This is a genomic window from Mesorhizobium sp. M1D.F.Ca.ET.231.01.1.1, from assembly GCF_003999155.2.
In the GTDB taxonomy this organism is placed as follows: domain Bacteria; phylum Pseudomonadota; class Alphaproteobacteria; order Rhizobiales; family Rhizobiaceae; genus Mesorhizobium.
In genome coordinates this window covers 333,238-348,263 of sequence record NZ_RZOZ02000005.1, presented here as the reverse complement: position 1 = coordinate 348,263, position 15,026 = coordinate 333,238, and the positions used below count along the sequence as shown (strand labels likewise).

10 protein-coding genes are annotated in these 15,026 nt (G+C 62.9%); 3 read left to right on the top strand and 7 right to left on the bottom strand.

What is annotated here, in order from left to right; genetic code table 11:
- Positions 1-30: 30 nt before the first annotated feature.
- Positions 31-2,349 (bottom strand): glucose/quinate/shikimate family membrane-bound PQQ-dependent dehydrogenase, encoded by a 2,319-nt coding sequence (locus EN874_RS16605; protein ID WP_127425703.1) that lies wholly within the window; start codon positions 2,347-2,349, stop codon positions 31-33.
- Between the two features lie 182 nt (positions 2,350-2,531).
- Here EN874_RS16605 and EN874_RS16600 point away from each other — a divergent pair, with 182 nt between their 5' ends.
- Positions 2,532-5,168, top strand: coding sequence for a UvrD-helicase domain-containing protein (locus tag EN874_RS16600; RefSeq protein WP_127425702.1), 2,637 nt, complete (start codon positions 2,532-2,534; stop codon positions 5,166-5,168).
- A 9-nt stretch (positions 5,169-5,177) separates the two neighbouring features.
- On the opposite strand, the gene EN874_RS16595 is transcribed toward EN874_RS16600, so the two are convergent.
- The 5 genes from EN874_RS16595 to EN874_RS16575 all read right to left on the bottom strand — a co-directional run bounded on the left by EN874_RS16595 (position 5,178) and on the right by EN874_RS16575 (position 10,160).
- Entirely contained in the window at positions 5,178-6,224 is a 1,047-nt protein-coding gene (locus tag EN874_RS16595; protein ID WP_127425701.1) for an ABC transporter permease, read from the bottom strand.
- Positions 6,224-7,018, bottom strand: a complete 795-nt coding sequence (locus EN874_RS16590; protein WP_127425700.1) for an ATP-binding cassette domain-containing protein — start codon at positions 7,016-7,018, stop codon at positions 6,224-6,226. The genes EN874_RS16595 and EN874_RS16590 overlap by 1 nt, the downstream gene beginning before the upstream one ends.
- An 83-nt stretch (positions 7,019-7,101) precedes the next feature.
- On the bottom strand, positions 7,102-8,115 hold the full coding sequence (locus EN874_RS16585) for a substrate-binding domain-containing protein (protein WP_126088506.1): 1,014 nt from the start codon (positions 8,113-8,115) through the stop codon (positions 7,102-7,104).
- Positions 8,116-8,223: 108 nt separating this feature from the next.
- A complete protein-coding gene (locus EN874_RS16580; RefSeq protein WP_189394122.1) occupies positions 8,224-9,129 on the bottom strand; it encodes a sugar phosphate isomerase/epimerase in 906 nt (301 codons plus the stop codon).
- Positions 9,129-10,160, bottom strand: a complete 1,032-nt coding sequence (locus tag EN874_RS16575) for a Gfo/Idh/MocA family oxidoreductase (protein WP_127425698.1) — start codon at positions 10,158-10,160, stop codon at positions 9,129-9,131. The genes EN874_RS16580 and EN874_RS16575 overlap by 1 nt, the downstream gene beginning before the upstream one ends.
- Before the next feature lie 195 nt (positions 10,161-10,355).
- On the opposite strand from EN874_RS16575, the gene EN874_RS16570 reads away from it, so the two are divergent.
- The gene (locus tag EN874_RS16570; protein WP_127425697.1) at positions 10,356-11,381 is read left to right on the top strand and encodes a LacI family DNA-binding transcriptional regulator; all 1,026 of its coding nucleotides are present in this window, start codon (positions 10,356-10,358) and stop codon (positions 11,379-11,381) included.
- Between the two features lie 43 nt (positions 11,382-11,424).
- Here the strand turns inward: EN874_RS16570 and EN874_RS16565 are convergent, their stop codons facing one another.
- Entirely contained in the window at positions 11,425-13,167 is a 1,743-nt protein-coding gene (locus tag EN874_RS16565) for an ATP-binding protein (protein ID WP_127425696.1), read from the bottom strand.
- Between the two features lie 292 nt (positions 13,168-13,459).
- Here EN874_RS16565 and EN874_RS16560 point away from each other — a divergent pair, with 292 nt between their 5' ends.
- Positions 13,460-14,941 carry an esterase-like activity of phytase family protein gene (locus EN874_RS16560; RefSeq protein ID WP_127425695.1) on the top strand — a complete coding sequence of 494 codons (1,482 nt, stop codon included), beginning with the start codon at positions 13,460-13,462 and terminating at the stop codon, positions 14,939-14,941.
- Positions 14,942-15,026 lie beyond the last annotated feature (85 nt).

Below are 15,026 nucleotides of genomic sequence, written 5' to 3'. Positions count from 1 at the left end.
GAAGCCAACTCGGTCTGCGAACGGACGCGGCTACTTCGGCAGCGTGTAGGCCATCACATAATCGCCCGGCTTGGTGCCGACCGAGCCGTGGCCGCCGGCGACGATGACCACGAACTGGCGCCCGTCGGCGACCGTGTAGGTCATCGGCGTCGACTGCCCGCCCGCCGGCAGCCTTGCCCGCCAGAGCTGCCTACCTGTGGTGAGGTCGTAGGCGCGCAGATAGTCGTCGACCGCGGCGCCGAGGAAGGCGACTCCGCCGGCCGTGATCATCGGCCCGCCGATGCCCGGCACGCCGACCTTGAACGGCAGCGGCAGCGGCGTCATGTCGTAGACGGTGCCGTTGCGATGCTTGTAGGCGATCTGGCCGGTCCTGAGGTCGACGCCGGCGACATAGCCCCACGGCGGCGCCTGGCAGGGAAGGCCGAGCGGCGACAGGAACGGCCCCATCACCACGGCGTAAGGCGCGCCCTCGTTGCGGTTGAGCCCCTGTTCGCTGCCCTTGGTGTTGTCGCCCGGCGGCGGCACGTCCGCGCGCGGGATGAGCTTCGACGTGAAGGCGAGATAGGTCGGCATGCCGAACATCACCTGCCGCACCGGGTCGACCGCGACGCCGCCCCAGTTGAAGACGCCGAAATTGCCGGGATAGATCAGCGAGCCCTGCAGCGAGGGCGGCGTGTAGCGCCCCTCGTAGCGCAATTTCCTGAGCGCGATCCGGCATGCCAGCTGGTCGAACATGGTGATGCCCCACATGTCGGCGCCCGTCAGCGGCTTGGGATTGAACGAAAGCCCCGATTCCGGCTGCGTCGGCGATGTATGGTCGCCCTCGATCGCGCCGCCCGGCGCCGGCATTTCCTTCACCGGGACGATCGGCTCGCCGGTGCGCCGGTCAAGCACATAGAGATCGCCCTGCTTGGTCGGTCCGACCAGTGCCGGCACGACCGCGCCGCTGGCCGAGGTGATGTCGATGAGCGTCGGCTGCGCCGGCACGTCCATGTCCCACAGATCGTGATGCACCAGCTGGCGAACCCAGCGCAACTGCCCGGTGTTGAGGTCGAGCGCGGTGATCGAGGAGGAGAATTTCTCGACATTGGCGCTGCGGCCCATGCCGAGCTGGTCCGGCGTCTGGTTGCCGAGCGGCAGGTAGAGCAGGCCGAGCTTTTCGTCGGCGCTCGCTGTCGACCACATGTTGGGCGAGTTGTGGGTGTAGCTTTGCCCGGCCGGCAGCGGCGTCGTCTGGTCCGGATTGCCGGAATCCCAGTTCCACAGCAAGGCGCCTGTGCCGGCATCGTAGGCACGGATGACCCCCGACGGCTCCTCGGTCGAATAATTGTCGTTGACCGCGCCGCCGACGATGATCTTGCCGGCGACGATAAGCGGCGCCGAGGTCGAATAATAATAGCCCGACTTCGGATACGGCATATTGGCCATCAGGTTCAGCGTGCCGCCGTCTGCGAAGGACGGGCACACCTGCCCGTTCGCCGCGTCGAGCGCGATGAGGCGCGCGTCGGACGTCGGCAGATAGACACGGGCGGCGCAGGGCTGCCCGGCCGCGATCTTGGCGTCGGCGTAGTAGGACACGCCGCGGCAGGTCTGGTGCTGGCGGTTGGGGTCGAGCTTGATCTTCGGATCGTAGCGCCATTTTTCCTTGCCGCTCGCGGCATCGATGGCGATGGCGAAATTGTGCGGCGTGCAGATGAACAGCGCATCGCCCACTTTCAGCGGCGTCACCTGGTAGGTCGTCTCGCCGATGTCGTCGGGACCTTTCACATCGCCGGTGCGATAGGTCCAGGCCGGCTGCAGCTTGGCGACGTTTTCCGGCGTGATCTGGCCGAGCGGCGAATAGCGCTGGCCGTGCGGCGTGCGGCCGTAAAAATGCCATTCGCCGGCCGGCATGTCGCCGCCGAGATTGGCCGTCGGCGTTACCTTGTCCGTGCCGAGGCTGCCGCCGATATCCTTGGGGTCGGCGGTCATCGAATAGCCGGCCACCGCGAGCGAGGCGAGCACAGCCAGGATCAGCGGCGCGCGACCGTCGGGGCCGGTGAATCCTCGCCTTGCCCATGGCGTCAGCAGCCACAGCGCGATCAGCACGATGACGCCGCCGCGCGGACCGAGCTGCCACCAGTCGAAGCCGATCTCCCACACAGCCCAGCACAGCGTGGCGATCACGAACGCAGCGTAGAGCCATAGGGATGTCGACCTGCGCCTGACGAGCAGCCAGGCAGTGATCAGGAAGACCAGGCCGGCGATGGCGTAGTACCAGCTGCCGCCCAATGTCCCCAGCCAGATGCCGCCGCCGCCGAGAACCAGACCGATGAGGAAGAGGACGAGGGAGGTGATGGTGACAGCCAAGACGATACTCCTTCGACTGTTGCTCGCCTGAGGCGACTCTCCAGGCAACGGCATGCCGTCCCTGCCCTGCCGGCAGCTTTTCCTCACCGGCCGCGCCTGTCAAGCGAACCGGGGCGGTGCAAAAATGGAACAAAACGTAGACACTTCTGGCCTTTCGCTACCGAATCACTACATTCGGGGCGATGTCCGGCTTTTCCGAAGACATACCCTTCTTTGACGAACCGAATGCGCGGCCCGCGGCCCCGTCCGGTATTGCCGCGCGCGCCATGGCTGCCCGCAGCGCCCAAAACAGTGCGCCCGACTATCTGAAAGGCCTCAATCCCGAGCAGCGGCTTGCTGTCGAAACGACGGAAGGCCCGGTTCTGGTGCTGGCCGGCGCCGGCACTGGCAAGACGCGGGTCCTGACCACGCGCATCGCCCACATCCTTGCCACCGGCAGGGCTTTCCCGTCGCAGATTCTCGCCGTCACCTTCACCAACAAAGCCGCGCGCGAGATGAAGCAGCGTATCGGCATCCTGATCGGCGAAGGCAATGTCGAGGGCATGCCGTGGCTCGGCACCTTCCACTCGATTGGCGTCAAGCTCTTGCGCCGCCATGCCGAGCTTGCCGGACTGAAATCCGATTTCACCATCCTCGACACCGACGACGTGGTGCGGCTGATCAAGCAGATCATCCAGGCCGAAGGGCTGGACGACAAGCGCTGGCCGGCCAAGCAGTTCGCGCAGATGATCGACAACTGGAAGAACAAGGGCCTCGGTCCGGACGAGATTCCGGAAGGCGACGCGCGCAGCTTCGGCAACGGCAAGGGCCGTCAGCTCTACAAGGCCTATCAGGAACGGCTGCAGACGCTGAATTCCTGCGACTTCGGCGATCTGCTCTATCACCCGATCCGCATCTTCCGCGCCTATCCGGACGTGCTGAAGGAATATCACCGCAAGTTCAAATACATCCTGGTCGACGAGTACCAGGACACCAACACCGCGCAATACATGTGGCTTCGCTTGCTGGCGCAGCGGCCTCAATCAGGGCGCGCGCCATCGGCCGAAGGCCGCAAGCCCGACCGGGCGTCGGCCGGTCAGGCCGCCCCCGCGGAGGCCAGCGAGCGGAGCGAGCGAGCGGCCGCGAGCGAAAACAAAGTCAACATCTGCTGCGTCGGCGACGACGACCAGTCGATTTACGGCTGGCGCGGCGCCGAGGTCGACAACATCCTGCGCTTCGACAAGGATTTTCCGGGTGCCACCATCATCCGGCTGGAGCGCAACTACCGCTCCACCGCGCACATCCTGGGCGCGGCCTCGCATCTGATCGCCTACAATGAAGGCCGTTTCGGCAAGACGCTGTTCACCGACCGCGACGATCCCGACGACGACAAGGTGCATGTCCATGCCGCCTGGGATTCGGAAGAAGAGGCGCGTGCCGTCGGCGACGCGATCGAAGCTTATCAGCGGCAGAAGCACAACCTCAATGACATGGCGATTCTCGTCCGCGCGTCCTTCCAGATGCGCGCCTTCGAAGACCGCTTCATCACGCTTGGCTTGAACTATCGCGTCATCGGCGGCCCGCGTTTCTACGAGCGGCTGGAGATCCGCGACGCGCTGGCCTTCTTCCGCGTCGTCGCCAACAGCGGCGACGACCTCGCCTTCGAGCGCATCGTCAACGTGCCGAAGCGCGGGCTCGGCGAAGCCACCATCCGCCAGATCCACGATACGGCGCGCGCCATGCGTATCCCGATGCTGGAAGCCGCCGCGACGCTGGCCGAAAGCGACGAACTGAAACCGAAGCCGCGCGCAGCACTCCGCGAGGTCGCGGCCAACTTCGAACGGTGGCAGAAGGCGCTGGAGACCACGCCCCACACGGAGCTCGCCGAGACCATCTTAGAGGAGAGCGGGTACACCGACATGTGGAAGAACGACCGTTCGGCCGAGGCGCCAGGGCGGTTGGAGAACCTCAAGGAACTAATCCGTTCCATGGAGGAGTACGAGTCGCTGCGCTCCTTCCTCGAGCATGTCGCGCTGGTCATGGAGGCGGAGCAGGGCGAGTCGCTCGACGCGGTCTCGATCATGACGCTGCACTCGGCCAAGGGTCTCGAATTCGAGACAGTCTTCCTCCCCGGCTGGGAGGAAGGCCTCTTTCCCCACCAGCGCGCGCTGGATGAAGGCGGCCGCTCCGGCCTGGAGGAAGAACGCCGGCTTGCCTATGTCGGCCTGACACGGGCGAAGAAAAACCTGCACATCTGGTTCGTCTCCAACCGCCTCATCCATGGTCTGTGGCAATCGACGATCCCGTCGCGCTTCCTCGACGAATTGCCGGAGACTCATGTCGATGTCGCCGACAGCGGCAATTCCTATGGCGGCTATGGCAACTCTTACGGCGGCGGCTCATTCGCCTCGGGCCGCGGCGGCGGCCGGCAAAACCCCTACGGCGCCTCGCGTTTCGACAATATCGGCGCCGAGAAATCGGGCAGCTTCTCCAACACCTATGCGACGCCCGGCTGGCAGCGCGCGCAGGCCAACCGCACCGAGGCGACCGATCGCAACTGGGGCACGCGCTCCGGCCATCAGGTCGAGCGCATCGGCTATGGCGAGACCGATAGCGGCTATGGCGCCGGCCGCACCTCGGTCAAGGGCCGCACCATCGATGGCGAATTGGTCGCCAAATCCGTCGCCGACACGCCGTCGGCCTTCAGCGTCGGCGACCGCGTGTTCCATCAAAAATTCGGCAACGGCAACATTGCGGCGATCGATGGCAACAAGCTCACCATCGATTTCGACAAGGCCGGCCAGAAACGCGTGCTGGACGGCTTCGTCACCGGGGTTTGAGCAGTCCCCTCACCGATACCGCGCCTGGTTCCATTTGTGGCCGAGCAGCGACAGGATGATGATCAGCCCGTTGAAGAACTGGACGTAGAAGCCGCTCAGCCCCGCCGCCACCACGCCGGTCTGGATGAACGACACGGTCACCGCGCCGATCGCGCCGCCGACCACCGTGCCGATGCCGCCCCAGGTCGGCGTGCCGCCGACGAACACCGAGGCCAGCACCGGCAGCAGATAGCCGTCGCCGGCCGTCGGCCACCAGGTGAAGTTGATCATCACCGAGAACGTGCCGGCGATCGCCGCCCCGATGCCGGTGAAGACGAACACCTTGACTTTGACGCGCTTGACGTCGATGCCCATCTGCTTGGCGCTGTCCGGATTGTCGCCGACGACCTTCACCTGCGCGCCGAAGCGATGGCGGTTGTAAAGCAGCGCGGCGAACACGACGAAGGCGATGGCCCAGAAGATCTGCACGGGGATGCCCCCGATCTGGCTCGAGAATATCTTGTAGGCCCAGCTGTCGGCCAGACTGGTCAGCGCCGTCGACTTGCCCTCGTTGATGATCTGGATCAGGCCGCGCAGCAGGAAGTTCATGCCGAGCGTGGCGATCAGCGACGACAACCCGCCATAGACGACCAGCGAGCCGACGAGGAAGCCGAGCAGCGTGCCGGTGACCAGCGCCGCGGCAATGCCGAGGAAAGGATCGTAGCCGGCCTGCACCACAAGCGCGAAGACCCAGGACGCAAAACCCATCGTCGCCGGGAACGACAAATCGATCTCGTCGCAGGTGACGACGAAGACCAGCGGCACAACCACGAACAGCGCGACGGGAAGCGTCGTCAGCACCGACCTGTAGAGATACCAGGTGGTGAAGACCGTCGGGTTGGCGATCACGAACACCGCCATCATGACGATGAACACGGCCAGCGTGCCGAGCGATGCGCGGTTGTCAAGCACGAAGCCGCGCAGCCAATGATCGGAGGGATGGCTCCATTCCTTGCCTGCCTGGCCGCTTGCCCTTCCGAGAGGCGTTTGCAGATCGGGTTCCATGGCCTTGCTCATCACGCTCTCTGCTCCGCTCCGCCTGCCTCGTGCAGCCCCGGTAAGCCGCCCGGGTGTGCTACGTCTTCCATGAAGTTGATCAGGTCTTCGGCCGACTTGACCTCGCTGCGGTCGGCGGCGAGCGCCACCTTGCCGCGGTCGAGCACGACGAAGCGGTCGGCGATGTCGAAGACGTGGTGGATGTTGTGGCCGATGAACAGGATCGAGCGGCCGCTCGCCCGCACCTGGCGCACGAAATGGAAGACCTTGGCGGTTTCGGTCAGCGACAGCGCCGTCGTCGGCTCGTCGAGGATGATCAGCTCCGCCTGCTTGTAGATGGCGCGCGCGATCGCCACGCCCTGGCGCTCGCCGCCCGAAAGCTGGCCGACGATCGAGTGCGGCGTGAACACTTTCGAGGTGAAGCCGATCTCGCGCATCAGCCGGCTCGCCTCCTCGATCTCCTTGTTGACCTTCAGCCAGCCCATGAAGCCGGTCAGCTCGCGGCCCATGAAGATGTTGCGCACGATGGTCTGCTGCACCGCCAGCGCCCGGTCCTGGAACACCGTCTCGATACCGGCCTCGCGCGAGCGTGCCGCGCTCCATCCGGTGACCAGCTTGTCGCGCACGAGGATCTCGCCGCTGGTCGGCTTGACGACGCCCGACAGGATCTTGATCAGCGTCGACTTGCCGGCGCCGTTGTCGCCGATCAGGCCGACCACCTCGCCGCGGTCGACGCTGAGATCGACGCCGCCCAGCGCATAGACCTGACCATAGGACTTCTTGATGTCGCGCAGTTCGATGATGCGTTCGCCCATGGCAATCCTCGCCTTATTGTCGCTTGCCGGCTGTTGCCGGCGGTCCTGCCGGCCGGGTCGAACCCGGCCGGCAGCCTGGGAGGTCAGCGCAACGCCTGCTTGGCGAGCTCTGAGACGATCTCATAATTCTGCGGCGTGACGAAGCCGGCGCCGGTGTCGACATTCATCGGCGCAAGGCCGAGCACCACCTGCTGGCAAAGGCTCAGGATCGGCAGATAGCCCTGCAGGAATGGCTGCTGGTCCGCCGTCAGCTGAACCCAGCCGCCTTTGAAAGCCTCGACGATCTGCGGGCTGGTGTCGAAGCCGAAGTTGAAGATGTCGCCCGGCTTGCGCCCCGCCGCCTGCATGTAGGTGGCGACATTGCCTAGCATCTGCCCGCCCGGATAGCCGACCGCCTTGACATCGGGGTGGTTGAGGAGTGCCGCCGTGATGACCGGAATGGCGAGGTTCGGATCGGACGCCCATTCGCCGCTCGGTGGCGAGGAGAGCTGGATGACCTCGACGCCGGCCTCCTTCAAGGCAGCCACGGTGCCGCGCTCGCGCGCGCCGCGGTTCTCGTTCTCGAACGGGCCGATCATGATCGCCTTGTCGCCGGCCTTGAGCTTGCCCAGCTTGAATGCCTCGGCGCCGAGCGCGCGGCCTTGCTGCTCCTGCTGCGCGCCGACATAGCCGCCGCCGAACGCCGCGGTCACCTTCGGCACCGGTACGTTCTGGTACATCATCTTGATGCCGTCCTTATGCGCCTGTTCGGCCAGCGGCATGATCGCCGCGTCGCCCGGATGGCCCATCATGGCAATGCCGTTCGGCTTTACCGCAACCGCCTCGCGCAGTTGCTGCACCATCTTCTCGGCGTCCCACTGGGAGAAGATGTAGTCGACCTTCGGTCCGAGATCGGCCGCCGCCTGCTTGGCGCCATTATAGACGATGGTGCCGAAGGCGTCGCCCTCGGCGCCGCCGACGAAGAAGCGGATATGGACGTCCTTGCACCATTGGGCGTCGAGCGCGTGCGCCGGCAAGGTTGAGATCGAGGCGCAGAGCGCCGCGGCGGCCGCCACGACGGTCGAGCGCAGAACAGTCCTTCTGGTCGTGATGCTCATGCACGTTCCTCCCTTTTTGTCCCTCGCGAGCCGAGGGCGTTTTCGATGATCGCTTCGGCTTTGGTCGGCCGGCTCCTCCCGCCGGCCAGTCCTCACATCAATTTGGCCTCAAGTCGGATTGGCCAGGTAGCTGGCGCCTCCCCGGCATTGCTTCAGATAGTCCAGCGCCCGCACCTGGCCGGTGATCTCGAGGTCGTCGCGATAGACCGGGTCATGCCAGCCTTCGATATCGATGGCCCCCTTGTAGCCGGCCAGCCGCAATTCGCCGATCACGCGCGTCCAGTCGCTGTCGCCGAAGCCCGGCGTGCGCATCTGCACGAAAGGCAGCCGGCCGAACACGCCATGCTCGCGGATCACGTCCCAGCGCACCGTCGCGTCCTTGCCGTGGACATGGAAGATGCGCGGCGCCCATTTGCGGATTTGCGGGATCGGGTCGATCAGATAGACGAGCTGATGGCAGGGCTCCCATTCCAGGCCGAGATTGTCGTTGGGCAATTCGTTGAACATCAGCTCCCAGGCATCGGGGTTGTGGGCGATGTTCCAGTCGCCGCTCGCCCAGTTGCCGTCCATGGCGCAATTCTCGAAGGCAATGCGCACACCCTTGTCGGCGGCGCGTTTCGCCAGTGGTCCCCAGACTTCGCGGAAGCGCGGCAGGCTGTCGGTCAGCGGCTTGCCGCGGATGCGGCCGGTGAAGCCAGTGACCGTCGAGGCGCCGAACAGATGCGCATGGTCGATGACGGTCTCCCAGGCCGCGAGCACGCCGCGATCGATATCGCCGTTTTCGAGAGGATTGCCGAACACGCCGATCGAGGACACGGTCACGTCGGCATCGCCGATCGCTTCGCGGATGTCGCCCGCCAGGCGCTTCAGGTCCTTGCCGCCCAGCGTCTGCCAGAAGAAGGGCTGGATGCTCTCGAAGCCGAGCCCCAGGATCTGTCTGACATAGGCGGCCGGGTCGTCGAGATTGGCCCGCACCATGGTGCCGATCCTGATGTCGAGAAGCGGGTTTGGCATCACTGCGTTTCCTGTGCAATCGCCACGCGGCGGCCGGTCTCGGCGCTTTCGATCGCGCCGAAGACCATGGCCAGGCTCTTGATGTTGTCGCTGCCGCGCGTCTCCGGTTCCGTTCCGGTTTCGATCGCGTGCATGAAGTCCCGGATGATGCCGAGATGGCCGTCTATCCTGTCGGCAGGGTCGAGCGGCGGCACCTCGATCGGCTGGGTCTTGTCGATGATACCGTCGCGGCCGGACGCAACCACCTCAGCCTTCAGCCCGTCATGGCCGTCCCACAGCAGGCTGCCGCGCTCGGCGACGATGCGCCAGCTGCCTTCCCAGCTGGTGCGGAAGCCGTCGGCGCACCAGGAGCCGGCATAGGTGAAGACCTTGCCGCCGCCGAAATCGAAGACGGCGCTGGCAGACGACCCTTGCCGGTACCAGGAATTGGCCGGCTCCCATTCCTGGCAGGAGACGCTGGCCGGCTCCCCTGCGACCATGTAGCGGGCGGCGTCGAAGGTGTGGATCGCCATGTCGAGCAGCAGCACGTGGGCCATCTCCTCGCGAAAACCGCCGAAATGCGGCGCGATGAAGAAGTCGGCATGGATGCTGGTCGGCGCGCCGATGGCGCCGGAGTCGAGAAAGCGGCGGATGCGCCTGACTTGGGCGACATAGCGGCGGTTCTGGACGACGGCGTGGATGCGCCCTGCCCGGCGCGCCGCTTCGATGATGGCGCGCGCATTGTCCGGACTGTCGGCCAGCGGTTTTTCGGTCAGCAGATGGCAATGATGGGCGAAGGCGGAAAAGGCCACGTCGCGCCGGGCAGCAGGAACCACGACGTCGAACACGGCGTCGGGCCTGGTCTGCTCGAGGACGGCGTCGAGGCTGGTGCCGATGACGGCATTGGTTAGGTTATATTCGCGCGCCCTCGCCTGCGCCCGCTCGGCGTCGAGGTCGACAAGGCCGACAATAGCGAGCCCGTGGATCTGCCTTGCGGCATCGAGCCATTGCCTGCTCATGGCTCCGCACCCGACCAGGACGACCTTCATCATCCAGCGCTCCTCCTCCGCTCGACCCCTCCAGGCCGAGTGTCACGGCATCCACGGCATCACCGTAAACGTTTTTCCGTAAACGTTTACGAGAACACACCCGATGACGTAGAATGTCAACTGGCTGTCAGCGAAAAATCGCCCGAAGTCTTGGCCTGAAGGGCGGCCGGTGCTAGCGAAGACAGGGGAGAGTGGCTCTTGGCGTCCAGCATTCACGACCTTGCGCGTCATCTGAACATTTCGATCGGCACCGTGTCCCGCGCGCTGAACGGCCGCGCCGATGTCAATGCGGAGACGCGCCAGCGCGTGCTCGAGGCGGCCAGGAAGCTGAACTATTCGCCCAACCAGTCGGGCCGCAGCCTGCGCCAGGGCGCCACCCGTTCAATCGCCTTCATGCTGCAGCCCCATCCGGGCGACCAGCAATATGGCGAACCGTTCTTCATTCCCTTCCTGATCGGTCTGCAGGCGCGGCTCGCCGAGCATGACCTAGATCTGATGGTCGTCATGGGTGAGCCCGGCCAATATCAGCAGGAGAGGCTGCGCCGCGTGGTTGAGACGCGCCGGGCCGACGCGGTCGTGTTGGCCAATACACGGCGGGAAGACGATCGGATCGACTATCTCAGCAAGGCCGGCTTTCCCTTCGCCACGCTTGGCCGAAGTCAATCCGGCGGCGACACCTATCCTTCGCTCGATATCGATTTCGAGAGGGCGGGTGATGAAGCTGTCGGCCGGCTGGTCGCGCGCGGCCACCGCCGCATTGCCGCCATCCGCCCTTCGCTTGATCTCAACTTCGGCTACCTGTTCCTCGACGGCTACCGCAAGGCGCTGAAGAGGCATGGCATCGAAGTCGACCCCGGCCTGATCGCCGACGGCTTCATCAACGAGGCCGGCGGCTACCAGGTGACGCCGCGCGTGATGTTGTCCAAGGACCGGCCGACAGCCATCATCTTCAACAATGACGCCATGGCGCTCGGCGGCTGCAAGGCACTGGCCGAGATGGGCATCAGGCCCGGCCACGACATCGCGGTGATCGTCATCGTCGACACCCCGCTTTGTCGCTACTTCTCGCCGGCGCTGACCGCCTTCCGTCCGTCGCTGGAGCCCATGGGCCGGCGGCTGGCCGAGATGCTGCTCGCCTCACTTCCCGCCTTCGCCGGCCCGGAGGGACCACGAACCATCCGCGAGGTCTGGCCGCTGGAGCTGATCGCAAGAGAAAGTGGTTAGCTGAAGACGGTTGCCGAGCTGTTCAGCCAGTGATTCATGCTGGCTACTCGCAAAACCTGTCTAACGAGGATAGTGTGTCACGGAAAAAAGGATCGAGATCATCGTCCTTCATCTCTTGCAGAATCATGCTCAATGTCAGGTGGCCGATGCCCTCGTCCTGCAATCTCTCATTCAATCTGGAAAGGAGCTCTTTTCCCGGGGAAAGCTCCACTCGCCCTTCGAAAAGTTCCCACTTCTTTTGAAACTTAGCTGAAATGTCATTTTTGTTTCCGTTGCCATCTCTATTTTGTTCTCGCTTGTAGAACAATTCCGTCTTTTCAAGAACCTGCGCAAAAACTCTATCTTTCATCGTAGTTGTGATCTCGTCTAACCACCCAACCACTGTCTGCATATCTGGACTTTTGACATCTTTTTCGGCTACGCGCTTCCTGATTGCCCGCTCAATCGCTCCTATATCAAGCAGATAATTCTCAATTTCTTTTCTCCGCAGAACTATGCAATTCAACCCCTCGGTTCGGAATTTCGTTTCGAAAGCGCTAACCTCAACATCGGATCGAAAATCCTTGTCGAACAGACAAAACATGGAAACGTCTAAATCGAGTATCTCCTTGAATGCCCAGATTGCGTGTTTAGCCTTTTGCCAGCCGCCAAACCCACCTAACTCCACAAAAGGCACAGCACCACTATGGAGGTTGTGAAATCCGAAACGTCGGGCAAACGCAGCAAGAATCTTTCTATCTTTACCTTCTACAAAGATAACTTTTCGGGCCTTTGCTACGCGCGCCAATTCCGCGTTTTGAGACGATCCAATGTATTGATACAATCTGCTATACTCTTCGTCACTGCGAATGCGCTTGGCGTTTTTCAAATCAGGATGTATCGATACTATCTCAAGAGTACTAGCGTCGTTTATGATTTCCACGGAATGCGTGGCAACAATAAACTGAGCATATCGCTCTCTCAAAATCTTCAGAAGTCTTTTCTGGATATCCGGATGGAGATATACGTCCGGTTCGTCGATAACGACAGTATTATTTGTATTTGCGCGACTTAAGTGCGTAAGTATCTGCAGCCAAATCTGAAAACCAAACCCTGCCCAATGAACCTCTCTGTCAAGTCTGTTTTCGCTAAAGTACATTTCCAGAAATTTTGGATGCCCGAGCTGGCGCTCCGGTTTTTGAATTTCTATGCCTTTCCAAGCCTGGGCTACGTCAGCGGCGAAGGCCGCAAACTGCAACTCGGACTTGCGGTACCAGACATTTCGAAGGTGCCGGCTGGAAATTCTTGTAGTTTCGCCCTTCTGAATCGTTTCGTCTTCAACCCAATGCTCGTCTTGCTCAAGCGGGCCTAAAGTTGGAACTATCGAGCAGTTTAAAGGAAATGCGGCGTTGAACCGGCTAGCGGAGTTTAGGCGCTTGCCATCCTGCTCAACGAAAAAACGGATTGGCCGAATTCGACTCAAGAGCACAGTGCCTTTGGAGCCATCTTGGAGGGTGGCTTCTATTACCGCATCCTCGTCGTTATAATTGTGGATGCTATTCGCGAGATTGATACCGATCCTATGCTCTGGCACGATGTGGGCATCGACGATACGGCCGTCTTCTAATTGCAAGATTTCTGGAGTTTGCCGCTTTGTAGATTTTAGACACGATACAAGTATTCTTATTGAGTCTATTATAGAGCTTTTACCGCAGTTATTTGGTCCGGCTAAAATATTTCCCTCCTTTAAATTTATGGTAAAGTTGTCGAACCGTCTAAAATTTGTAACCTTTATCTGGCGAAGCATCTACTTTTACCCCCTGAAACCACAGCGAAAATAACCCACGATATAGCTTTGGGCTAGTGCTCACCGCTCCAATCGCCGAAAATGCGCTGGCAAGAGCAGGTCGATGAATTGTTATTCTTTTAGATACGGTTCGCTGATGACAGATACCACGGTTGGGAATGTGACTAGTTCCGCCTGTCACGCAACCATCACGTTCACGTCCTAGACCGCTCGACGGAAACCGGCTCGCCGCATCTTCGATGCCGCGTCCTTCCAGGCATTGGCCGCTTTGTTCGTCAAGAAGGGGATATCCATGAAACATTTGAACCGAACCGTCGCGCTCGGCGCGGCACTTGCTCTGTTCACCGCCCTCACCCCGGCGCTCGCCGAAGGCGTCGCCTATGTCAACAAAGGGCTTGTCGGCGTCGGCCGCATCCCTGCCAGCCAGAAGGACAAGTTCGGCGAGACCTTTGGTTCGGGCTCCGGCATGGCGATCGACACCAAGTCCTGGACACATGACGGCGCCGGCTACAAGGGGTCGCTTTGGCTGTTGCCGGATCGCGGCTACAACGTCGCCGGCACCACCGACTACCGTCCGCGCCTCAACACCATCTCGATCGAGCTGACCCCGACCGCTCCGGGCGCCGCGCCCGCCGCCGGGCAGGAACAGTCGGGCGTGAAAGCGACGCTCGCCGACACCATGCTCTTGACCGACGACAAGGGCACCGATGCCACCGGCCTCGATCCGTTGAACGGCGTGCGTCCCGCCGCCGGCGACATGCCGATCCTGCCGCAGGCGGACAACGGCAAGCTCTCGCTCGACGACGAGGCGATCGTGCGGCTGCCCGACGGCACCATATTCATCTCCGACGAGTATGGCCCCAACATCTACCGCTTCTCGGCCGACGGCCATCTGATGTCGGCAACCCAGCCGCCGGCGGCGCTGGTGCCGATGCGCCACGGCAAGCCGAATTTCGCTTCGGACAATCCCGGCCCCGGCGCCGCCGACCCCGATCCAAAGGATCCCGAGACCGGCCGCCAGAACAACCAGGGCCTCGAGGGCATGTCGATGACGCCGGACGGCAAGTTCCTGATCGCCGTGCTGCAGTCGGCGCCGCGCCAGGATGGCGGCGATTCCGGCTCGACGCGCCAGAACACCCGCGCGCTGGTCTACGACGCCTCCGACCTCGCCCACCTCAAGCTGGCGCACGAATATGTCGTGCCGCTGCCGGTGTTCAAGGACGCCAAGGGCAAGACCAAGGTCGCCGCGCAGAGCGAGATCGTGGCTCTGTCCGACAAGAGCTTCCTGATGCTGGTGCGCGACTCGGGCAACGGCCAGGGCGTGAAGGGCGACGAGTCGCTCTATCGCAAGATCGAGATCGTCGATCTCTCCGCCGCGACCGATATCGCCAACGGCCCGTTCGACGCTGCCGACAAGCCTGTGGCGCCGAAAGGCGTGCTCGACCCGTCGGTGACGCCGGCCAAGCTCACCTCGTTCATCGATATCAACGACAAGGGCGAGCTCGGCCGCTTCGGCCTGCACAATGGCGCACCGAACGACAGGAACAACCTCTCGGAGAAGTGGGAAGCGATGTCGCTGGTCAGCGTGCTCGATCCGAAGCTGCCCGACGACTATTTCCTGTTCGTCGCCAACGACGACGATTTTCTCACCCAGGACGGGTTCCAGGTCGGCGCGGCCTACAAGGCCGAGGACGGCGCCGATGTCGACACCACCTTCCTCGTCTATCAGGTAACGCTTCCCGGCCTGTCGGGAAACAGCCTCGCCGCGAACTAGCCCGCGCTGCGGGCGGCCAGCGCAGGCACTGATCTGGGCGGGTGCATATGAAACAGGCCCGCGATGACACGCGGGCCTGGAATGA

Coding starts and splice junctions, on each gene's coding strand:
- EN874_RS16600 (WP_127425702.1), top strand. CDS start 2,532: ATGTCCGGCTTTTCCGAAGACATACCCTTCTTTGACGAACCGAATGCG.
- EN874_RS16595 (WP_127425701.1), bottom strand. CDS start 6,224: ATGAGCAAGGCCATGGAACCCGATCTGCAAACGCCTCTCGGAAGGGCA.
- EN874_RS16590 (WP_127425700.1), bottom strand. CDS start 7,018: ATGGGCGAACGCATCATCGAACTGCGCGACATCAAGAAGTCCTATGGT.
- EN874_RS16585 (WP_126088506.1), bottom strand. CDS start 8,115: ATGAGCATCACGACCAGAAGGACTGTTCTGCGCTCGACCGTCGTGGCG.
- EN874_RS16580 (WP_189394122.1), bottom strand. CDS start 9,129: ATGCCAAACCCGCTTCTCGACATCAGGATCGGCACCATGGTGCGGGCC.
- EN874_RS16575 (WP_127425698.1), bottom strand. CDS start 10,160: ATGATGAAGGTCGTCCTGGTCGGGTGCGGAGCCATGAGCAGGCAATGG.
- EN874_RS16565 (WP_127425696.1), bottom strand. CDS start 13,167: ATGCTTCGCCAGATAAAGGTTACAAATTTTAGACGGTTCGACAACTTT.
- EN874_RS16560 (WP_127425695.1), top strand. CDS start 13,460: ATGAAACATTTGAACCGAACCGTCGCGCTCGGCGCGGCACTTGCTCTG.